Genomic DNA, 20,114 nt, shown 5'->3' on the forward strand with positions numbered 1-20,114 from the left:
CAGGCAGTCCGGCGCAAGACCTTAAAATAACAAATCTTTTTGGCTTAATGCCCTGCGAGAATCTCGCGTGCGGGCAAAAAAAACGCCGGGCGTACCTCCGGCCCGGCGTTCTTGAACTTATCCGCGCCGAAGCCCGTCAAGTTCTAGAAAAGGCGTAGGGAGAAAAGGTGACGCGGCAATGACAAGCCGCCCTTATTCCGGCCTCTTCGGAGGCGCGTCCTTGCCCCATAAAAGGATCAGCAGCGCGAACGCCGCGGCGGCGGCGATCAGATAATAGGGCGTTCGGGGCGAATAAAGGCGTCCCACCGAAAAGGGGAAGCGCGACACCCAGTGCTCGCCATGCGGCCCATCGACCGTGACGATGCCGACATAATCGCCTCTTTCCGCGAAAACGTGCTCGAAGCTGATCGTCCCATTCGGATAAATCCTCGGCGGAAGATAGGCGACGGTGACCGCCTGCAGATTATCCGGCTCTTCGGCGCCGTCGCCGCGCACGATCCGCAGCTCGGCCGTCATTTCGCGCATCTCGGGCTGAGCATAGTCGAGCGAAAAGATGGTGTCGCCCGTGGTCGGCGCGTCCTCGCAGAATTTCTTGTGGGAGACGGCCGGCTGATAGCCGGAAAAATACATGAAGTCCGGGCCGACGTTCAGAATGCAGGCGTTCTCGACCCGCCGCATCGCGCCATGGGCCGAAGCCAGCGCCGCGCCGCAGACGAGGCCGGCGGCGGCGAGCGCGCAAAGCAAGACGTTGCGGAGCGTGAACATTCCGCTCTCCGGTCCAAAAGCGCCCCTCCTCGCCGCTTCCTCGGCGCGCAGCCAATAAATTGTGAGGCGGGACGGCGCGAGATCAAGGGGCGAGTTCACCTCGGCGCGCCCCGACGGTAAGGTGCGGCGTCCCCCGATGAGGAAATCCGATGCGCTTCCGCCGTCTCGCCGTCCTTTCCCTCGCGGCCCTGCCGCTTTCCGCCGCGCCTGGGCGCGCCGCCGACGTCAACGACTACCCGACTTCCGCTCGCGCCGATTACGTCTTCGGCTGCATGAAGGCCAATGGCGACACGCGGCTGTCGCTCGACCAATGCTCCTGCTCGATCGACGTCATCGCCAGCATTCTCCGCTACGACGACTATGTCGCGGCGGAGACGGTCGCCAGCCTGAGCCAGCAGGCCGGGCAGATCGGCGGAATGATGCGCAATACGGGCGCCGCGCGGGACGTGCTGGAGACGCTGCGCCGCGCGCAGGCCGAGGCGCAGGTGCGCTGCTTCTAGATCGGATCCATTGCGCCGCGCGGGCGCAGTCGCGCCGGTCGCGACCGCGTTTCGGCAAAAGCCGTCCCCCCAGTCATGCGTGGTTTTCCACATAATTCGGCCAGGAGTTCAAGTCATGCCCATTCTCATTCTCGGCATTGCGCTTTTCATCGGCGCGCATGTCTTTTCGACCATGCGCGGCGCCCGCGCCAAGCTCATCAAGAGATACGGTCTGGCGGCCTATAAGGGCGCCTATTCCGCCGTCGCCTTTGCGGGGCTCCTGCTGATCATCTGGGGCTTCGCCCGCTACCGCGCGGAAGGGATCATCCAGATTTGGGACCCGCCGACATGGTCGCGCCATGTCGCCATGCCGCTCGTCTGGTTCGCCTTCGTCGCCCTCGCCAGCCGCCGCGCGCCGCCGTCCCGGATCAGGGGCTGGCTGCGTCATCCGACGCTCGTCGCGATCAAGAGCTGGGCGGCCGCGCATCTGCTCGCCAATGGCGATCTGGGCGGCATGATCCTGTTCGGCTCCTTCCTCGCCTTCGGCGTCTATGACCGCATCGCCGTCAAGCGGCGGGGCGACGAAGGCGCGCCGCGCCTCGACGCCTTCACAAGGGGCGACGCCATCGCGCTCGTCGCCGGCACGGCGATCTTCGCGCTCTTCCTGGCGCTCCATCCCTATCTCTTCGGCGTCGCTGTGCTGCGCGGCTGACGGGAGAAGCGCCGGCGCGGCCGTCAATGAGACGATCCCGTCAGCCGCGCCAGCGCCTTTGCGCGCCCGATCAGCGGCAGCAGCGCCGCGAGCTCGGGCCCGCTCTGCTCGCCCGTGAGGGCGAGACGCAGCGGGTGGAACAGCGTCTTGCCCTTGCGCCCCGTCGCCGTCTTCAGATCGCCGGTCCAGGCGCCCCAACTGTTTTCGTCCCAGGGCTCCTCGGGAAGAAGCGCGGCCGCTTCCGCGAGAAAAGCGGGGTCTTCATGAACCGCCTCGATCTCGCCCTCCACGACGCGCCACCATTTCAAAATATCGTCGAAGGTCCAGAGATTGCCGCGCGCCGCGCGCCAGAGCGGCTCGGCCTTGTGCCCGACGACGTCGAGCGCGGCGAGGCGCTCGCGCACATCCTCGAATTCGAGGAGCGCCAGGGTGCGATGGGTGAGCGTCGAGAGATCCTCGGGGTCGAAGCGCGCCGGATTGCGCGAGACATGCGCAAGATCGAAGCTTTGCGCGAGCTCCTCGAGGGAACGCACGGCATGCACATTGTCCGACGAGCCGGTGAGCGTCGCGAGCGCCGCGACGGCCAGAGCCTCATAGCCTTCGTCGCGCAGCGAGGCGATGGAGAGCGAGCCCGTGCGTTTGGAGAGGCCCTCCCCGCTCGCCCCGATCAGCAGATTATGATGGGCGAAGGCGGGCGTCGGCGCCTGCGGCGCGAGCGCCGCCAGGAGCTGAAGCTGCACGGCCGTGTTGGTCACATGGTCCTCGCCGCGGATGATATGCGTAATTTTCATGTCTATGTCGTCCGCGACGGAGGGCAGCGTATAGAGGAAGCTGCCGTCCTCGCGGATCAGCACCGGGTCGGACAGCGCCGCGCAGTCGATATGCGCCGGGCCGCGGATGAGATCGGTCCATCTCACGACGCCCGGCTCCAGCTTGAAGCGCCAATAGGGACGCCGGCCCTCGGCTTCGAGCTTCGCGCGCTCGGAATGGCTCAGCTTCAACGCCGCCCGGTCGTAGACCGGCGGCAGGCCGCGCGCCTGCTGAATCTTGCGGCGCTTCTCCAGCTCTTCGGGCGTTTCGTAGCAGGGATAGAGGCGCCCCGCCTCGCGCAGCGCCGCCGCCGCCGCCTGATATAGCGCGACCCGCCGCGACTGCCGGTAAACCTCGTGCGGAACGACGCCCAGCCAGGCGAGATCGACCTCGATCCCCCGCGCGAATTCCTCCGTAGACCGGGCGAAATCCGTGTCATCGAACCGCAGTATGAATCGTCCATGGTGCGTCGCAGAAAATAAATAATTGAACAATGCGACCCGCGCATTGCCGATATGGATGCGGCCCGTCGGCGATGGCGCGAAACGAACGATCGGAGAGGTCATGAGGAAGCTTCGTCAGGAGTTTTCGCAAGGCGCGCAGCGGGAAAAGATTCTCGCGCCGGCCCCCTTTTGCCAAGAGCCGGCGTCCTTGTCAGTCGGAATATTGAGTTGGCCGCGCCCCGGCGTCGCGCGCCGCGACCGCCAGACAGGGGCCAGCCTGCGCCTTCGCCGCCAATCCGTCCGTTTCGACGCCTGAGCCGAACCCTCGATGATCCTTGCCTATATCTGCGCCGCCTGGTGCGCCTTCATCCTCGTCATGAACTTCGCCAGCATGTGGCTGATGGGCCGCAAATGCCGGGCGCGCGAACGCAATCTGCCGGCCCCCGCCGACGCCCCCTGGGTGAGCGTCGTGCGTCCGCTGCGCGGCCTCGAGACTTTCAGCGAGGAAACGCTGCGCGCCACCTTCGAACTCGACTATCCGCATTACGAGATCATTTTCTGCGTGCAGGCGCCGCATGATCCGATCATTCCGCTCGTCGAGCGCGTGATCGCCGATTACCCGCGGCACGATGCGCGGCTCCTCGTCGGCGACGATTATGTGAGCGCCAATCCCAAGCTCAATAATTGCGTCAAGGGCTGGGAGGCGGCGCGCTACGACTATGTCATCCTCGCGGATTCCAACGCGCTGCCGCCGCGCGATTATGTGCAGACCCTGCTCGCGGCCTTCGAAGCCGACACGGCGATGACCGTGTCCATGCCGATCGGCTCGCGGCCGAAGGGCTTCTGGGCGCTCGTCGAATGCGCGATCCTCAACACCTTCCAGGCGCGCTGGCAATATGGCGCCGAGGCGATCGGCGCCGGCTTCGCCCAGGGCAAGAACATGATGTGGCGGCGCGAGGTTCTCGACCGCGCCGGCGGCATCCGCGCGCTCGGCGCCGAGATCGCCGAGGACGCCGCCTCGACCAAGGTCATCCGCGCCCAGAATATGACGGTGCGCCTCGTCGACATGCCCTTCGAGCAGCCGCTCGGCTACCGCACTGCGCATGAAGTTTATTCCCGCCATGTGCGCTGGGCGCGTCTGCGCCGCGTGACCTTCCCCGGCCATTACGCGCCGGAATTCATGAATGGCAGCTTCGCGGCCGTGGTGCTCGGCGCCTATGCGGCGCTGGAATTCGGCGGCGATGCGAGCGCGGCTCTGCTTGCGGCGGCGGCGGTGATGGCCTCGCTTCATCTCGGCGAGATCCGCCTCGCCCGCGTCTGCGGCTTCGTGCAGGACTGGCGTATGCCTTTTGCGCTGATCATGCGCGACCTCATGCTGCCCGTGATGTTCGTCGACGCGCTGCTCTTCGACGACTTCGTGTGGCACGGCAACGCCATGACCGTGCGCGAGGTTGAAGATACGGTGGGTTGATCCGCGTGGGGATTATTTTAAGGCGATAAAGGGCGCGCTTCGCGCCCTTTATTCTTGCAGGAGATCGAGCGTCTTCTGATCCTCTTCGCCCTTGAAGAAGCGCGCAAGCGCCTGCGCGAAAAGCGGCTCTTGCGGAGCCGCCTTCGCGAAGAGCGTCATCGACGAGCGAAATTTCATTGCGTCGGTGAAGCCCAAAACGTCTTCCGCATTGCTGTCGCCCGTCGCGAGCATCGCCTCGGCGCATTCGCGCAGGCGCTGGCCGAGAATAGGATGCGCGAGATAGGCGCGGGCCTCATCGAGGCCGGAGAGACCGTAGAACCGGCTGGCCTCGCTGAAGCCCAGGCCCTTCAGTTGCGGGAAGACGTACCAGATCCAATGGCTGGTCTTGCGACCCGCGCGCAGCTCGGCGAGCGCGCGGTCGTAGCTTTCGGCCTGCGCGTCGAGGAAACGCTGGAGATTGAAGGGATCGTTGCTCGTCATCGCGCTTCTCCGTCATTGCGAGGAGCGGAGCGACGAAGCAATCCAGCGCCACGTCGCGGCTTCTGGATCGCTTCGCTTCGCTCGCAATGACGGCGCTGCGACTACTCCGCCGCGTGCTGCTCCGGCAGGCCGCGGGCGACGCGCTCGGCCTTCAGGAGCTCCGCCACCAGGAAGGCGACCTCAATCGCCTGCTCGGCGTTGAGGCGCGGGTCGCAATAGGTGTGGTAGCGGTCGCGGAGATTATCCTCCGAAATGGCGCGGGCGCCGCCCGTGCATTCGGTGACGTCCTTGCCGGTCATCTCCAGATGGATGCCGCCGGCATAGGTTCCTTCCGCCTGATGCACGCCGAAGAAACCGCGAATCTCCGACATGATCCGATCGAAGGGCCGCGTCTTGTAGCCCGCCGCGCTGATCGTGTTGCCATGCATGGGATCGCAGGACCACACCACGCTGCGGCCCTCGCGCGTCGCCGCACGCAGCAGCGCCGGCAGGGCGTCCTGCACCTTGTCGGCTCCGAAGCGGCAGATCAGCGTCAGGCGGCCCGGCTCATTCTCCGGATTGAGCGCGTCGATCAGGCGCAGCAGGCCGTCGGGCGTCAGGCTCGGGCCGCATTTCAAGCCGATCGGATTTCTGATGCCGCGCATGAACTCGACATGCGCGCCATTCTCCTGGCGCGTGCGGTCGCCGATCCACAGCATATGGCCGGAAGTCGCGTAATGATCGCCCGTCGTGGAGTCGATGCGCGTCAGCGCCTGTTCATATGGGAGGAGCAGCGCCTCGTGCGACGTATAGAAATCCGTGCCGCGCAGCTCGGGATGATGCTCCGGGTCGAGCCCGATGGCGCGCATGAAGCCGAGCGTCTCGGTGATCTGGTCCGCGAGCTTCTGATAGCGCTCCGATTGCGGGCTGCTCTTGACGAAGCCCAGCATCCAGCGCTGGACGTTTTCGAGATTGGCGAAGCCGCCCGCCGCGAAAGCGCGGATGAGATTCAGCGTCGCCGCCGACTGGCGATAAGCGAGAAGCTGGCGCCGCGGATCCGGCACGCGCGCGGCTTCCGTGAACTCGATATCGTTGATGATGTCGCCGCGATAGCTCGGCAACTCGACGTCGCCCTTCTTCTCGACCGGCGAGGAGCGGGGCTTGGCGAACTGGCCGGCGATGCGGCCGACCTTGACCACGGGCGAGCCCGCCGCATAGGTGAGCACCACCGCCATCTGCAGGAAGACGCGGAAGAAGTCGCGTATATTGTCCGCCGAATGCTCGCTGAAGCTCTCGGCGCAATCGCCGCCCTGGAGCAGGAAAGCCTTGCCCGCGGCCACATCGGCGAGCTGGCGCTTCAGGTTGCGGGCCTCGCCAGCGAAAACGAGCGGGGGAAAGCCTGCGAGCTGGGACTCCACATCGGCCAAAGCCGCCTGGTCGCGATAGACCGGCGTCTGCTCGATCGGCAAATTTCTCCAACTGCCCGGCGTCCAGCGTTCCACTTTCCCAAACTCCGCGAAAATCAACGCCCAACCGGGCGGCCCCCGGCGCCGCAGCTTCGGCGCGAGAGGCGCTTATAGAGGAAAAATCGAATCAATGCGACCCTTTCACGCCCTGGGCGATCGGGCGACAACCATCTCAGGCGGTTAGCCGCCCGTAGGTCGGCGGTCGAAGACCGCCGGGTGGGGTTCGCGCCGCCGTTACGTCGTTCGGGCTTGGCCCCACCCGGCCCAGCTTCGCTTTCATGCCCGGCATTCACCCGATCGCCCTGGCCCCGGCGCCTGCCCATGCGGCTGGCGAAGGCCGTCGCCCGGGGCTATAAGCGCCGCATTGGCAGCCCGAAGCCCGACCGGAGGCCGATGCCTTTCTTGCTTTCGCAATTGATCGAGGCCGCCCGCTGGATGGGCGCGCTCGCCGTCCTGACGCTCCATGTCAACAACATGTTCGTCAACCAGGCGGACATTATGAGCGCCTCGCACGCGCCGCCGGCCTATCTCTGGTGGTTCTTCGCCGGGACCGAGATGGGCCATCAGGCGGTCGTCGGCTTCTTCGTCCTTTCCGGCTGGCTCGTCGGGGGCGGCGCGCTTGCGAGAATCGCGGCGGGACAGTCCTTCCTGCGCGAATATTTCGTCCATCGCGTCGCGCGCATCTATGTCGTGCTGATCCCGACGCTGATCCTGACGCTCGCGCTCGACTCCCTCGGCCGCGTCTTCTTCGCGGATTCGGGCGTCTATGACTGGCCGACCTTTCAGGGCCATTTCTCGACGGCGCTCTTCTTCGCCGGCTTCCTCAATCTTCAGAGCCTCGTCTTTCCCCATTTCGGAACGAACGGGCCGCTCTGGTCGCTCGCCTGCGAATTCTGGTACTATGTCGCCTTTCCTCTGCTCCTGCTGCCATTCGCCCGCAATTACGCGATCGGGCCGCGCCTTTGCGGCTTCGCGCTCGGGGTCGCTCTGGCGGTCGCCTTGTCGGCGCGGGGAAACTGGTTCCTCTTCGGCTTCGCGATCTGGTCCATCGGCGCCTTCGCGACCCGCGCGCCGCGCCCGCTCATCCGGTCGCGCCGGCTGTCGCTCGGCTTGCTGGCGGCCGCGATCGTGATCATCCGCCTCGTCGTGCGCGGCCCGCTTCTCGAAGCGCATCCCTCCGTCAGCCTCGTCGCGGACCTCGCGGCCGCTGCGCTCTTCGCCAATCTGCTGCTCGCCTTCCGCGACGCGCCGCAGCAGGGTTTTTCGGCGCTGCGCTGGAAGCTCCATGCGCCGCTCGCGGATTTCTCCTTCTCGCTCTATGCGACCCACATGCCCGTCGTGATCTTCGCGCGGGCGCTCATTGGGCATTTTCTGGGACGCGATTGGGCCATGCAGTTGGCGACGGGCGCGAATTACGCGATGGCGATCGCAGGCGCTATCGCCGCGATCGCGGGCGCCTATGGCTTCTCGCGCCTGACGGAAGCCAAGACCGGCGCCGCGCGGCGCGCGCTGCGCGGCGCCCTCGATCGGCTCATTCCCGCCGCGACCGCCCCCGAGCGGATGACCGCTCCTCTCCCTCTCCCCGTGAAAACGGGGAGAGGGCCGGGGTGAGGGGCGAGGCGGGCGGCGTGCGCATCGGGATTTTGATGGGCTTTCCAGCCACATTGCTGATGCGGCTTCGCCCCTCGCCCCAGCCCTCTCCCCGCTGAGGGCGTCTTTCGACGCCCTCAGCGGGGAGAGGGAGTCAACGCCAATTAGGGGCGTCCCCTTACAGCATCTGCGCAATGTCCCGGCATGGATGGAACCGCTCCCTAAAATCAGGCCTTATCGAATCGTCGGTTAGGAAATTACTTGCTGTCCAACCAGTGGTCAGGAAGCAACTGACGCAAGCTTTTGACTTTCTCATCCGGCAACAAGATGCGGGTTTCCAAATTTCCCGAGTCGATCTGGCAGATCAATTCCCTGCAGCGCCCACAAGGCGGCAGCACATTTCCTTCGGAATCCACTGCAACGATCGTTTCGATGCGACTCTCGCGGTGCGTCACCATGCTGGCGATCGCGGCATGTTCGGCACAAAATCCAATCCCGCACGTGGCGTCTATGCAGACGCCGACATGCACCGCTCCAGAGGCGGTCACCAAGGCGCAGCCCACCTCGCCGACTTCGACGGTTGGAGACAATCTCCTTGGCATAAGGACGGCGGTCGCTCTCGAAACGAGGTCTTCATCGGAGATCACAGGCATCTTTTGGCTCTCAACCATTATCGACCATCATCGCCTGCGCTCTTGCAGGATTTTCAGTGCAAATCAGATTCAAAAAATGAACCGGCGTCGGGTCGCGTCCTATGCTATTCCGTCGCGCGCGATCCTCCTTGCGGGCGCTCGCATCGTCACCAGCTCTTCCGCCATTGTGGGATGCACGGCCATGGTCGCGTCGAAGTCGCGCTTCGTCGCCCCCATGCGCATGGGGATCGCGACGAGCTGCGCCATCTCGCCGGCTTCGGGGCCGAAAATATGCGCGCCGGCGACGCGCTGGCTTTCGGCGTCGACGACGAGCTTCATATAGACGCGTTCCGCTCGGCCGGAGAGCGTCGCGCGCATGGGGCGAAAGCTCGTCTCGTAAATGTCGAGCGCGCCATATTTGTCCCGCGCGGCGGCTTCGGTCAGTCCAACCGTTCCCACTTCCGGCGTGGTGAAGACGGCGCTCGGCACGCCGTCGTAATCGATCGTCGTCGGCGTGTCGCCGAAGACCGTATCCGCAAAGGCGTGGCCCTCGCGAATCGCGACCGGCGTGAGATTGATGCGGTCGGTGACGTCGCCGACGGCGTAGACGCTCGAGACATTGGTGCGCGAATGCGCATCAACGATGATCGCGCCGTTCTCACGCGTCGCCACGCCCGCGCGCTCCAGGCCGAGATTCTGCGTCAGCGGCCGGCGCCCTGTGGCGACCAGAACCGCGTCGACCACGCGCGTCTCGCCGTCGCTCATGGAGACGGCGTAGCCCTTCGCGCTCTTGTCGATGCGCGTCGGCAGCGCGCCGACATGATGCGCGACGCCGGCGTGGGTCAGCGCCTCGGCGACGCGTTTGCGCAAGTCGTCGTCGAAGCCGCGCAGGGGAAGATCGGCGCGATAGGCGAGATAGACTTGCGCGCCGAGCCGCGCGAAGACGCTCGCGAACTCGACGGCGATATAGCCCGCGCCGACGATCAGCAGACGCTGCGGGAAGGTCGGCAGGTCGAAGATCTCATTGGATGACAGGCCCCATTCGAGGCCCGGAACATGCGGCGCGAGCACGGGCGCGCCGCCCGTCGCGACGAGAATGTAGCGCGCGCGCGCCGTGCGGCCGTCCGAGAAATGCACGGCGTTCGGCCCGGCGATGGTCGCACGGGCGCGGATCAATTCGACCTTGTTGTTGTCAAGCGTCTGCTCATAAAGGCCCGAGAGACGCGTGATCTCTTTCTCCTTCGCCGCGACGAGCGACGGCCAGTCGAAAGAGGTCTCGCCGACACGCCAGCCGAAGCCTTTGGCGTCTTCGAACTCGTCCTTGAAGCGGCTCGCGAGCACATAAAGCTTTTTGGGCACGCAACCGCGGATGACGCAGGTTCCGCCGACGCGGAACTCCTCGGCGATCGCGACCCTGGCGCCATGGCCCGCCGCGACGCGCGCGGCGCGCACGCCGCCCGAGCCCGCGCCGATGACGATGAGATCATAGTCATATCCGCTCATAGCGCGCCGCCCGTCACATCGCCGATGATCCGCACGCCATTGGCGCCCGCGACGAAGATCGCGGTGGCGAGGCCGATGAAGAGGCCGTGATCGACGACGCCCGGAATGGCCTCGAGCCTCTGCGCCAGCATTTCCGGCGCGTCGATCGCGCCGAAAGCGCAATCGTAAATGTAATGGCCGCCATCGGTGAGATAGGGCTCGTCCGGCGCCTTCATGCGCAGCGTGACCGGCCCTTCGAGACCAAGCCCGCGCGCGACGCGCTCGATATGAATCTTCGTCGCGCGCGCGCCGAAGCGGTCGACCTCGACAGGCAGCGGAAAGGCGCCGAGCGTCTCGACCTGCTTGGTCGCGTCGGCGATGACGAACATGCGCTTCGAGGCCGCCGCGACGATCTTCTCGCGCAGCAGCGCGCCGCCGCCGCCCTTGATGAGGCGCAGCGAGGCGTCGAACTCGTCGGCGCCGTCGATCGCGAGGTCGAGCTCCGGCGTCTCGTCGAGGGTCGAGAGCGTGATGCCGAGCCCTTCCGCCTGGAGGCGCGTGCGCTCCGAGGTCGGCACGCCGACGACCTCCAGCCCCTCGCGCATGCGCGCGCCGAGAAGATCGACGAAATGCGCGGCGGTGGAGCCGGTGCCGAGCCCGAGCCGCATGCCGGGCGTCACGGATTCGAGCGCGGCGGCGGCGGCGGCGCGCTTCATGGCGTCAGCGGAAAGAGCGGTGGTCAATGGTCGCTTCTCTTAATTCTTGGCCGATCGGGGGGAAGGCTTCCTCATCCTGAGGAGCGAGCGAAGCTCGCGTCTCGAAGGAGGAGGAAGCCTTCAATTCCCGCAATCTGGAGCTCGCCCTCGCGCTTCGAGACGCCGCCTTCGGCGGCTCCTCAGCATGAAGGCGAGGATGGCTGTCCTTCACTTGACGCCCCTGCTCTTATTTCGCCTGCGGCGTGCAGACGACGGCGCTCTCATTCAGCACGAAGCAGATCGACATCATGCCGGAGCGCAGATCGACGCGGAAGACGCCGCCTTCGCCGGTGTGGCGGGACGCGACGAGGGCGTATTCGCTGAAAGTCCCGCCCTTGGCCCCTTCGCCGGGCGGGTAGCACAGCGTCACGCCGATCGAGGAGCCTTCCTTGAGGCCATATTGGCAGGCGCCGACTTCGCCCGTCGCCTTGTCGAGGCGGAAGACGCGGTTAAGGTCGGTCTGCGGCGCGGCGAGGAACTCGTAATTGCCGGCGGCCCCGGCGGCGCTGGCCGTCCCCGCGGCCAGAAGCGCGGCGGAAAGGAACAGGAAGCGCCGCCCATGGAAAAACTGCGAAAGACGCATCTTGCCACTCCTGTTGCGAATCGGTCGGGGCAGTCTACACGCGCGGCGCGCGCCATAATTTTAATTTCGCCTCGGGCGCTTGATCTGCGCGAGCGGGGCCTTTACCTCCGCCGCCATGATCCAGCGCCCTCCCATTCTCGTCTTCGATCTCGACGGCACTTTGGCGGACACCGCCCGCGATCTCATCGCTACGCTCAATGTGCTGCTCGCGCGAGAGGGCCTGCCTTTGGTCGCGCCCTCGGCGGCGCGCAGCCTCGTCGGCGCCGGGGCGCGGGCCCTGATCGAGCGCGGCTTCGCCGTCGACGGCGCGCCCCTGGCGCCGGCGCGGGTCGATCCGCTGGTGCGGGACTTCCTGGCGCATTACGAGGTCCATATCGCCGACGAAAGCGCGCTCTTCCCCGGCGCGCTGGCGGCGCTCGACCGCTTCGCTTCGGCCGGATTCAAGCTCGCGGTCTGCACCAACAAGCCGGAGCCGCTGGCGCGGCTGCTTCTGGAAAAGCTCGAGGCGGCCGACCGTTTCGCGGCGATTTGCGGCCGGGGGACCTTCCCCATGCACAAGCCCGACCCGCGCACGCTGGAGCTGACCATCGAGGCGGCGGGCGGCGACCCGCGCCGCGCCGTGATGGTGGGCGACTCCAAGACCGACGTCGACACAGCCAAAAACGCCGGCGCGCCGGTCGTGGCGGTCGATTTCGGCTATACGGACATCCCCGTGGCCGAACTGGCGCCGGATCGGGTGATCTCGCATTTCGACGAGCTATGGGCGGCGGCGGAGGCGATTCTCCCGCCCTCGGCCTTCGGACGCACTTGACGGAACGCCTCCCCCTCTCTTACACGGAAGGCGTTCCGCGACATTTCGCGACGGGCGGCTAGCTCAGCGGGAGAGCACTCCCTTCACACGGGAGGGGTCACAGGTTCAATCCCTGTGCCGCCCACCATTTAAAGCAATCAGACAAGCATATTGACGCCTATGCTTGAGCGCCTCAATGAAGATCCGGAACCTCCGACCTGTTTCGTTTGTTTCGTTTATTGAAAAGAAGCTCAGACGGCGCTAGATTTAAGACACTCAGCCACGGAGATCCGTAATGTCCGCCACAATAGAGCGGCCCGTGCTGCCCTCACCTGAGGAAGCTGAGCTGGCGGCGGCCGCGAGCCGAGAGCTTTCCCGTTCTCGCCACGCAACCGGCGAATTGCAGGTGCGCTTAGATGACGGCAAGGTATTGCGGCTGCCCAAGGCGGCGGCCGATCTTCTGCATCACCTCTTGACTGAAATGGCCAATGGCAACGCCGTGACGTTGATACCGGTCCATGCGGAGCTGACGACACAGGAGGCCGCTAATCTATTGAACGTGTCGCGCCCTCACTTGGTCCGACTTCTTGAAGAGGGGCGAATTGAATATCGCATGGTCGGCACGCATCGACGCATCAAATTCGCCGATCTTGAAGCATATAGGCTCAGCGCCGAGCGGGAGCGTCAAGAGGCTATGGACGAGCTAGCGCAGCAAGCCCAAGAATTGGGATTCGGCTATTAAGCTCTCCGCCTACACCGTCTTCTTAGACGCCTGCGTGCTCTACCCGGCGCCGCTGCGAGATTTCTTGATGGAGCTCGCAGCAGCCAGGCTTTTCCGGGCGAAATGGTCCGAGGCCGCGCATGAGGAATGGATCAGAAACCTCCTCAAAGACAAACCCGATCTAAGCCAGCGGCGGCTTGAACGGACCAAACAGTTAATGAACCGCGCCGTGCCGGATTGCCTGGTTTCTGGCTACGGGGATTTAGCAGCCGGGCTCCAGCTCCCCGATCCTGGAGACAGGCACATCTTGGCCGCAGCAATTCACGCCGAATGTGACGCCATCATCACCTTCAACCTTTCAGATTTTTCCTGCCGATTTCCTCGCAAAATTCAACATCGAGCCTCTGCATCCGGACGAATTCGTCCACCACCAGTTTGGCTTGGATAACGCCCCGGTCATTGTTGCAGCGCAGCGCTGCCGAGCCCGGCTTAAGAACCGCCAAAAACCGCAGAGGAATATCTGGCTTCGCTTGACGCTCAAGGTCTTCCGAAGACTGTTGCTGAGCTTTGCAAATACCGGTCGATTATTTAATTCCGAACGTCAATTCACCATCAATCCGTCTCCTTGCCGCCCACCATAGATTTCCCTGAATGCGAGGACGCTTTTCGGAGGCAAGCGCGCCGCCTTCTCAAGAACGAAGCCGGAATTTCTCGCATCGCCCGGCGCGCGAGACGCGCGCTCCGACCCCCGGAATCGATCAGACCTATTTCGCCCGATCGCGGCGCGGCGGGCGCCTAGCCCCGAACTCCGCCATGAATTAAGCTTCAGGCGGAATTTTCGAGGAGGCCATATCTCGATTGTATTCAGGGGCGTGAATTGGGCAGGGAAATCGTCGCATTTGAGGAAATCCCCGAGGGCTCCGTTCTCGGGATGAATTTCAGCTCGTCGCACGACACGGCCGTCGCCGTCGTCGACGCAAGCGGGGGGCTCGTCAGCGCCGTTTCGCTGGAGCGCATCTCGCGCGTCAAGCAGGACGGCCGCTGGCCCACGCAAATTCTCGAACGGATTCCGTGGGACAGGATCGCCTATGCGGCCTTCGCCGAATCGGATCGATATGAGGAGACGCTGTCCGACCAGTCGGCCTTCTGCAAATGGGAGCTGCGACAGCCGCTTTATTTCGATCGCTCCTTTCCGGACGAATTCGCGCAGGCGCTCGCGACGCTAAAAAAGCCCATCGCCTATGTCCCGCACCATCTCGCCCATGCCGCTTCCGCCTTCTGGGCCAGCGGCTATGGCGACGCGCTTTGCGTCGTCTATGATGGCGGGCAGTCGAACGAGCACTGGTTCGGCGGCGTTTACGCCGCGTCGCGCGAGTCGGGGATCGACGCCGTCGACCGGTTCAGCGCCGCGCGCTACGGCAATGTCGCCTATGTCTATGCGACCGTGACGGCGGTTCTCGGTTTCCGGCCGTTCAAGCATGAAGGCAAGCTCACCGGCCTCGCCGCCCACGGCAAGGTCGACCCGCATGTGCTCGACGTGCTGCAAAGCTGGGTCGTCGAGCCTCGGCCCACCCATCATCTGATCCGCTGGTTCGACCGCTTCGACGCGACGCTCGAGCCGCGCCTGGCGGTCTCTCCCGAGGAGCGGCGCCGCTTGCGGGACATGCTCGGCGGCGCGCCGGAAGACGTCGCGGCGACGCTCCAATATCTGACCGAAGCGCATGTCTGCGAGATCGTCGAGCAAGCGCTGAAGGCGCGGCCGGAAACGCGAAACCTGTGCCTCGCCGGGGGGCTCTTCGCCAATGTCCGGCTCAATCAGCGCCTGTCGGCTTGCGACATTGAGCGGCTGTTCATCTGCCCGGCAATGGCGGATGACGGCGGCGCCATCGGCGCGGCGTGGCAGGCGCGCTTCGAGCGCGAGAGGATCGCGGGCGCGCCCATCCGGCACGTCTATCTCGGGCCGCGCGTGTCGGACGACGAGGAAGCGGCCTTGCGCGAGCGGGAAATCGCCTTCCTCCGCCCCGACGATCTCGCGCGCGCCGTGGCCGAGCGGCTCGCGCAGGGCGAGATCGTCGCGCTGGCGCGCGGCGAGGCGGAATTCGGACCGCGCGCGCTCGGCAATCGCTCCATCCTGGCCTCGCCGCAAGACGCCTCCGTCAATACGCGCCTCAACGCGAAATTGTCCCGGACGGAATTCATGCCTTTCGCGCCGATCGTCCGGGAGGAAGACGCAAGCGAATATTTCGTGATCTCGGACGTCGTCCGCGACGCGGTCAAATATATGACCGTCACCACGCCCTGCACGGAGAAAGCGAAAGCCGATTGTCCCGCCGTCGTGCATGTCGACGGCACGGCGCGCCCGCAGCTCGTCTCCGCGGCGACGGCGCCCTTCCTGCATCGCGTCCTCACGGAATATGCGGCCCTGACGGGCGTGGGCGCGCTCGTAAACACTTCCTTCAATATTCACGAGGAGCCGATCGTCACCACCGCGGAGGACGCGCTTCGCAGCTTCTTCGAGGCGGGGCTGGATTTCCTCGTTCTCGGCGACTGCCTCGTCTCCAGAGCCGCGAATCCTTCGGCCGAAATCTCCTATGCGCGCGCCATGGCGGCGAGGAGCGCGCAGAAGGCGCGCGCAAGGGGGGCCAGGCTGGAAGAAGCGACCTTCGAGATCATCTCGCTCGAAACGCGAAAGCAGGCGCTCGAAGGCCTCATCGCCTACGAGAAGTCAACCCTCCTCTGGAAGCCCTATCATGCGCTCGCCAATCTCGCACGCGGGCTTCGCGGCCATGCGCGCGCCGTCAGGCGGTTGGCGGCGCGGCTGCTCGGCTAAAGGGCGAATTGCGGCGGGACATGCGCGCATTCCATAAAGCGGCGCGCCTCAGCCGTCGTAAAGCTGCGCGAAGTCGCGCGCGGCAAGCGTCATGACGACGTTCAAGTCATCGTCGAGCGCCTCATAGAGGGCGCCGTCGCCGTGAATGGCGAAGAGGACGATCGCATCCTGGTCGCCCCCGCCCTCGCGATGCGGCTCGTCCGAAGGCGGCGTGACGGTGAAGCGCCCCGCCGGCCTGACCTCCTTGAGGCGGCCATCCGCGTGATAGAGACGATGCTCGCCTTGAATCGTCATCGTCTTGTTGAGAGTCAGATGGCGATGCAGAACGATCTGGCGGTTCGCCGCGAATTTGAAAACGACGTGGATGACGCCGTTCTTCTCGTCGGCGTCGAGAACCGACAGCGACAGGAAATCGATTCCATCGATCCGCTTCCAGCGGATATTTCTGTCGTCAAAGGCGAAAGCGGCGGCCATGGCGTGATTTTCCTCGTGAGGTTTGCGTCCACGGAATTTGAGGGAATCCCGCGCCGCGCGCCTAGGGCGGGACGCCCCGCCGCGGCCGGGGAATTTGCCCGTGGGCGCGCGGATCGGAGAGATTTCGCCGTCATGCGAAAGGGCGACGGCCTGGCCTTGGGCAATTTGCCCGAGTTCCGGAAACGGTCCGACTGACTCATTGGCGGCGGGCGAACGGCCGTCTAGATTTCCGTCCTCGCGCCGCGGAGGGCCGTTCATGCGCCTCATCATTCGACTGATCGCCCAGCTCGTCGTGATCGTCGTCGCCACGCTCGCGGCGACATCGGGCTTTGTGATGATCGACGCTCACAAGACCGTGGAAGCCGAAACCGCCGCCACCGCCGATCGCGTCGCCTTCGAGCTGGAGAACCTCTTCTGGCGGGAAATATTGTGGCGCGGCAGCATGCGCCGCGACAAGGTGCTGCCCGTGCCGAACTGGGAGTCGCTCTCCACCTTAAAGCTCGTCTCCCCCGGCGTGTGCATCGCCTTCGCGCCGGCCGGAGAGGAGCCGCGCGCGCTGTGCAGCCGTCTCGAAGGCGTCGGAGCGGCGGCGCCGGAATGGTTCGCACGCGGTTACAGGGAAATTTTCGGCCCCGAGACGGCCGTGACCCGCCGGCTCGCCGTCCGGCAGCCGGAGACCGGCGCCGTCGTCGCGACGGCCGACGCCGATGCGGCGGTCCGTCAGGCGTGGAGCCGGATCGCGATCGTCCTCGGCGTCGCGGCGTCCATGGCGATGGCGATCTGCCTCCTGGCCGCCCTAGCCATCGCCCGAGCGCTCGCGCCGACGCAGACCATCATAGAGGGCCTGCGGCGCCTGGAGGGCGGGAACTACCGCCGGCCGATCGAGACCTGCGAAACTGGCGAGTTCGGCCACATCGCCCGAGCGGTGAACGATCTCGCGGCGCGCCTCGCCCATACGGCCGCCGAGCGCATGGCGCTGACGAAGCGCCTCTTCGAGGTTCAGGAGGAGGAACGGCGCGCCTTGGCCCGGGATCTTCACGACGAATTCGGGCAATGCCTGACCGCGACCCTCGCCTTCGCGGCGGCGATCGAGTCGGGCGCCGGCGACCGGCCGGATCTCGCCGCGGACGCGCGCTCCATCTCCAAAGCCGCGAGACGGATGATGACGACGCTGCGCGAGGCGCTGGCGCGCCTGCGGTCGCAGGATCTGGAGGAGCTGGGGCTCGAGGCCTGCCTCGTTCAGCTCGTCGCCGGCTGGAATGCGCGGCCGGGCGCCAGCGCGATCGTGCATCTCGATCTGACGGGGAATCTTGCGTCCCTGCCCCGCGCGGTCTCGACTAGCGTCTTCCGCATCGCGCAGGAATGTCTCACCAATGCGATGCGCCACGGCCGCCCGAGCGACGTCCGTCTTCGCGTCGAAGGCGGGCTTTCCCGCGACGCCGAGATTGCGGTGACGATCGAGGACGATGGCGGCGGCGATCCGGCCAGCGTGATCGCTTCCGCCGGCCACGGCATATTGGGCATGCGGGAGCGCATCGCGGCGCTGGGCGGGAGCCTCGCCATCGGCGCAGGCGCGCAGGGGCTCCGCATCGCGGCGCGGATTCCGCTCGCGCCGCAAAGCGGCGCGGCGCCGGCGGGCCTCGCGGCGACATGACGGCGGTCTCCATCCTGCTGGTCGACGACCACCCGATCGTGCGCGAGGGATATCGCCGCCTGCTCGAACGCCAGCCCGGCTTTCGAGTCGTCGGCGAGGCGGACAATGCGGCGTCCGCCTATCAGGCCTATCGCGACGCCTCGCCCGACGTGGCGATCATCGATCTTTCCCTGCCCGGCGCCGGCGGGCTGGAAGCGATCCGTCACATCCGGCAATGGGACAAAGGCGCCCGCATCCTCGTCTTCACAATGCATAGCGGCTCGGCCTTCGCCTTGAAGGCGTTCGAGGCGGGAGCCGCGGGCTATGTCACCAAGAGCAGCGACGCGGCCGATCTCGTCAAGGCCGTCGCGACCGTCGCGCGGGGCGGCCGCGCGCTCAGCGACGACGTCGCGCGCGAGGTGGCCGCCGAGCGTCTCGGAGAGGGTCGATCGATCGTCGAGGGTCTCGGCCCCCGCGAGACGGAAATTCTGCGGCTGGTCGCCTCGGGGAAAACGACGGAGGAGATCGCCGCCTTTCTCAATCTCAGCGCCAAGACGGTCCAGAACTATCACTATCAGATCAAATCCAAGATCGGCGCTCGGACGGACGCCCATCTCGTCTGGCTCGCCATCGGCGCCGGGCTCGTCGATACGGAGCAGGCGGAATGAGCATGTCGCCGCAAATCCGCGTCAAAAATGCAGCTCCACATAATCGTCCGTAACCTCGACCTTCTCGGATTTTCGTTTCTCGCATTCATCCGTGCGGAAGAAGCCCTCGTCCTTGACCCGCTTCTTCAGCTCGTCGATCAGATCGGGCAGCGGCATATGCCCCCAGCGCTTCTTCTTGGCCATCTCGGCGTCGACGGGAATGACGGCCGCCTGCAAGCCGACCATCTTTTCCAGGCCTTCGGCCTTCAGCGTCGCATTGTGGCTCCCGTGATGGCCGACCTTGTAGAAGATGACGCGCCGGAGAAGATCGTCGCCCGTCATGTCCGACCATGCGCAATCCCGCCAGGAGAGCCAGTTGCCGACCTGGGCGTCGGCCGCGAACAGGAGAACGTCGCCGCGACCGGGCGCGCCGAGCTCCACCGCGAGAACGAGACTCGTATTGTTCGTATAGCTCTGCAAGGCGAGAGCGAAATCATTGACGGGCCCGAGCCAGTCGTCGTCGATGCGCCGCCAGTCGTCGCCGCCTCCGAAATATGTCTCGGCGAAGAACGGGATCTTCTCCGCCTCCTCCTGCGGGATCGTCACGCGCTGATGGAAGGGCGAGCCCTCGACTCTTAGAAATTGATCCGGCTCCTCCAGAGCCGCGGCCAGCCCGAAAGGCATCACTCCGTCGATGCTCAAGGCCAGCCCATAGGTTTCCAGCGCGCTCTTCGTCGGATTGATCTTCCGGATCTTCTTGATGTCGCGCGGCGGCCCCAGCGCATAGATGCGCGCATTCGCGCCCTTGATCTCGTAGGGCGCGTCGGTCGGCTTCCAATAGCGGCGCGTCGTGGAGAGCATGCGCGCATTCTCGAACGCGTCCGCCGTGGTTCGGCCGGAGGCGGCGGAGAAGGAGCCCATGACGGCGATGTCCTCGAGCAGCTCCGCCGCAGGCGACGAGGCGCCGAAGCGAAGCGCGCTCTTTTGCAATGCGCGCTTCGCCGCGCCCATCTCTTCCTTTACCTTGCCGGCAAGCTCGTCGCTCTTGTCTTCCGTCCATGCGAGCCAGATCTCGCCGACTTTGCTGAGCTTCTTGAAGGGTTCCCTCGCATCGACGAAGCCGGAAACATGATCCCAATGCTCATGCGTGAGGGCGACGGCGTCAAGCGAGCCGCCGGTCACGTCGATGACGTTTTCGACCGCCTTGTGCAGCTTCTCCAGCTTCGATCCGGTGACGACGCCGCAATCGATCAGCAGCTTGAAGTCCTCCGCGCCCCTTCGCTTGATCCGCACCAGAATGCAGTCGCCGAGGCCGTGCCGGTAAACGCGCACCGAAGCGCGCGGCGAATTTCGTCCCTGTCGAGGCGCCGGC

At 65.5% G+C, this 20,114-nt stretch carries 20 protein-coding genes and 1 tRNA gene; 11 read left to right on the forward strand and 10 right to left on the reverse strand.

Annotated features, from left to right (window positions below; translation table 11 throughout):
• Positions 1-192: 192 nt before the first annotated feature.
• Complete coding sequence (locus ACV7JP_RS03305; RefSeq protein ID WP_457797836.1) at positions 193-765, reverse strand: hypothetical protein; 573 nt, start codon at positions 763-765, stop codon at positions 193-195.
• Positions 766-914: 149 nt separating this feature from the next.
• Between ACV7JP_RS03305 and ACV7JP_RS03310 the strand changes: the two genes are divergently transcribed.
• Together ACV7JP_RS03310 and ACV7JP_RS03315 are read left to right on the forward strand one after the other, a co-directional pair.
• Complete coding sequence (locus ACV7JP_RS03310) at positions 915-1,265, forward strand: hypothetical protein (RefSeq protein ID WP_457797837.1); 351 nt, start codon at positions 915-917, stop codon at positions 1,263-1,265.
• Positions 1,266-1,380: 115 nt separating this feature from the next.
• Positions 1,381-1,956 (forward strand): NnrU family protein, encoded by a 576-nt coding sequence (locus ACV7JP_RS03315; RefSeq protein ID WP_457797838.1) that lies wholly within the window; start codon positions 1,381-1,383, stop codon positions 1,954-1,956.
• Between the two features lie 23 nt (positions 1,957-1,979).
• On the opposite strand, the gene gltX is transcribed toward ACV7JP_RS03315, so the two are convergent.
• Positions 1,980-3,332 (reverse strand): glutamate--tRNA ligase, encoded by a 1,353-nt coding sequence (gene gltX / locus ACV7JP_RS03320; RefSeq protein ID WP_457797839.1) that lies wholly within the window; start codon positions 3,330-3,332, stop codon positions 1,980-1,982.
• 205 nt (positions 3,333-3,537) lie between these two features.
• Here gltX and ACV7JP_RS03325 point away from each other — a divergent pair, with 205 nt between their 5' ends.
• The gene (locus ACV7JP_RS03325; RefSeq protein WP_457797840.1) at positions 3,538-4,680 is read left to right on the forward strand and encodes a ceramide glucosyltransferase; all 1,143 of its coding nucleotides are present in this window, start codon (positions 3,538-3,540) and stop codon (positions 4,678-4,680) included.
• A gap of 48 nt (positions 4,681-4,728) precedes the next feature.
• Here the strand turns inward: ACV7JP_RS03325 and ACV7JP_RS03330 are convergent, their stop codons facing one another.
• Both ACV7JP_RS03330 and ACV7JP_RS03335 read right to left on the reverse strand, forming a co-directional pair.
• Entirely contained in the window at positions 4,729-5,160 is a 432-nt protein-coding gene (locus ACV7JP_RS03330) for a DUF1810 domain-containing protein (protein WP_457797841.1), read from the reverse strand.
• Positions 5,161-5,261: 101 nt separating this feature from the next.
• Positions 5,262-6,641 carry a class II 3-deoxy-7-phosphoheptulonate synthase gene (locus ACV7JP_RS03335; protein WP_457797842.1) on the reverse strand — a complete coding sequence of 460 codons (1,380 nt, stop codon included), beginning with the start codon at positions 6,639-6,641 and terminating at the stop codon, positions 5,262-5,264.
• Positions 6,642-6,926: 285 nt separating this feature from the next.
• Here ACV7JP_RS03335 and ACV7JP_RS03340 point away from each other — a divergent pair, with 285 nt between their 5' ends.
• Positions 6,927-8,216 carry an acyltransferase family protein gene (locus tag ACV7JP_RS03340; RefSeq protein ID WP_457797843.1) on the forward strand — a complete coding sequence of 430 codons (1,290 nt, stop codon included), beginning with the start codon at positions 6,927-6,929 and terminating at the stop codon, positions 8,214-8,216.
• A 236-nt stretch (positions 8,217-8,452) separates the two neighbouring features.
• On the opposite strand, the gene ACV7JP_RS03345 is transcribed toward ACV7JP_RS03340, so the two are convergent.
• The 4 genes from ACV7JP_RS03345 to ACV7JP_RS03360 all read right to left on the reverse strand — a co-directional run bounded on the left by ACV7JP_RS03345 (position 8,453) and on the right by ACV7JP_RS03360 (position 11,647).
• Entirely contained in the window at positions 8,453-8,848 is a 396-nt protein-coding gene (locus ACV7JP_RS03345; RefSeq protein WP_457797844.1) for a cytidine deaminase family protein, read from the reverse strand.
• A 99-nt stretch (positions 8,849-8,947) separates the two neighbouring features.
• Positions 8,948-10,330: a glutathione-disulfide reductase gene (gene gor / locus ACV7JP_RS03350; protein ID WP_457797845.1), complete on the reverse strand. Its 1,383-nt coding sequence runs from the start codon at positions 10,328-10,330 to the stop codon at positions 8,948-8,950.
• Positions 10,327-11,025, reverse strand: a complete 699-nt coding sequence (gene rpiA / locus ACV7JP_RS03355; RefSeq protein WP_457799021.1) for a ribose-5-phosphate isomerase RpiA — start codon at positions 11,023-11,025, stop codon at positions 10,327-10,329. Before rpiA ends, gor begins: the two co-directional genes overlap by 4 nt.
• Before the next feature lie 226 nt (positions 11,026-11,251).
• The gene (locus ACV7JP_RS03360; protein WP_457797846.1) at positions 11,252-11,647 is read right to left on the reverse strand and encodes a hypothetical protein; all 396 of its coding nucleotides are present in this window, start codon (positions 11,645-11,647) and stop codon (positions 11,252-11,254) included.
• A 115-nt stretch (positions 11,648-11,762) separates the two neighbouring features.
• Here ACV7JP_RS03360 and ACV7JP_RS03365 point away from each other — a divergent pair, with 115 nt between their 5' ends.
• The 5 genes from ACV7JP_RS03365 (at position 11,763) to ACV7JP_RS03385 (ending at position 15,988) form a co-directional block, all read left to right on the forward strand.
• Positions 11,763-12,458 (forward strand): HAD family hydrolase, encoded by a 696-nt coding sequence (locus ACV7JP_RS03365; protein WP_457797847.1) that lies wholly within the window; start codon positions 11,763-11,765, stop codon positions 12,456-12,458.
• 52 nt (positions 12,459-12,510) lie between these two features.
• A tRNA-Val gene (locus ACV7JP_RS03370) sits at positions 12,511-12,585 on the forward strand.
• 147 nt (positions 12,586-12,732) lie between these two features.
• The gene (locus ACV7JP_RS03375) at positions 12,733-13,179 is read left to right on the forward strand and encodes a helix-turn-helix domain-containing protein (RefSeq protein ID WP_457797848.1); all 447 of its coding nucleotides are present in this window, start codon (positions 12,733-12,735) and stop codon (positions 13,177-13,179) included.
• On the forward strand, positions 13,175-13,606 hold the full coding sequence (locus ACV7JP_RS03380; RefSeq protein ID WP_457799022.1) for a PIN domain-containing protein: 432 nt from the start codon (positions 13,175-13,177) through the stop codon (positions 13,604-13,606). Before ACV7JP_RS03375 ends, ACV7JP_RS03380 begins: the two co-directional genes overlap by 5 nt.
• A 429-nt stretch (positions 13,607-14,035) precedes the next feature.
• A complete protein-coding gene (locus ACV7JP_RS03385) occupies positions 14,036-15,988 on the forward strand; it encodes a carbamoyltransferase C-terminal domain-containing protein (RefSeq protein ID WP_457797849.1) in 1,953 nt (650 codons plus the stop codon).
• 48 nt (positions 15,989-16,036) lie between these two features.
• Here ACV7JP_RS03385 and ACV7JP_RS03390 read toward each other — a convergent pair whose 3' ends face one another.
• Entirely contained in the window at positions 16,037-16,462 is a 426-nt protein-coding gene (locus tag ACV7JP_RS03390; protein ID WP_457797850.1) for a regulator, read from the reverse strand.
• Between the two features lie 256 nt (positions 16,463-16,718).
• Between ACV7JP_RS03390 and ACV7JP_RS03395 the strand changes: the two genes are divergently transcribed.
• Together ACV7JP_RS03395 and ACV7JP_RS03400 are read left to right on the forward strand one after the other, a co-directional pair.
• Positions 16,719-18,116 carry a sensor histidine kinase gene (locus ACV7JP_RS03395; RefSeq protein ID WP_457797851.1) on the forward strand — a complete coding sequence of 466 codons (1,398 nt, stop codon included), beginning with the start codon at positions 16,719-16,721 and terminating at the stop codon, positions 18,114-18,116.
• Entirely contained in the window at positions 18,113-18,763 is a 651-nt protein-coding gene (locus tag ACV7JP_RS03400) for a response regulator (protein WP_457797852.1), read from the forward strand. The genes ACV7JP_RS03395 and ACV7JP_RS03400 overlap by 4 nt, the downstream gene beginning before the upstream one ends.
• 21 nt (positions 18,764-18,784) lie before the next feature.
• Here ACV7JP_RS03400 and ACV7JP_RS03405 read toward each other — a convergent pair whose 3' ends face one another.
• The gene (locus ACV7JP_RS03405) at positions 18,785-20,074 is read right to left on the reverse strand and encodes an MBL fold metallo-hydrolase (protein WP_457797853.1); all 1,290 of its coding nucleotides are present in this window, start codon (positions 20,072-20,074) and stop codon (positions 18,785-18,787) included.
• Positions 20,075-20,114 lie beyond the last annotated feature (40 nt).

This window comes from Methylocystis sp. S23, from assembly GCF_054106005.1.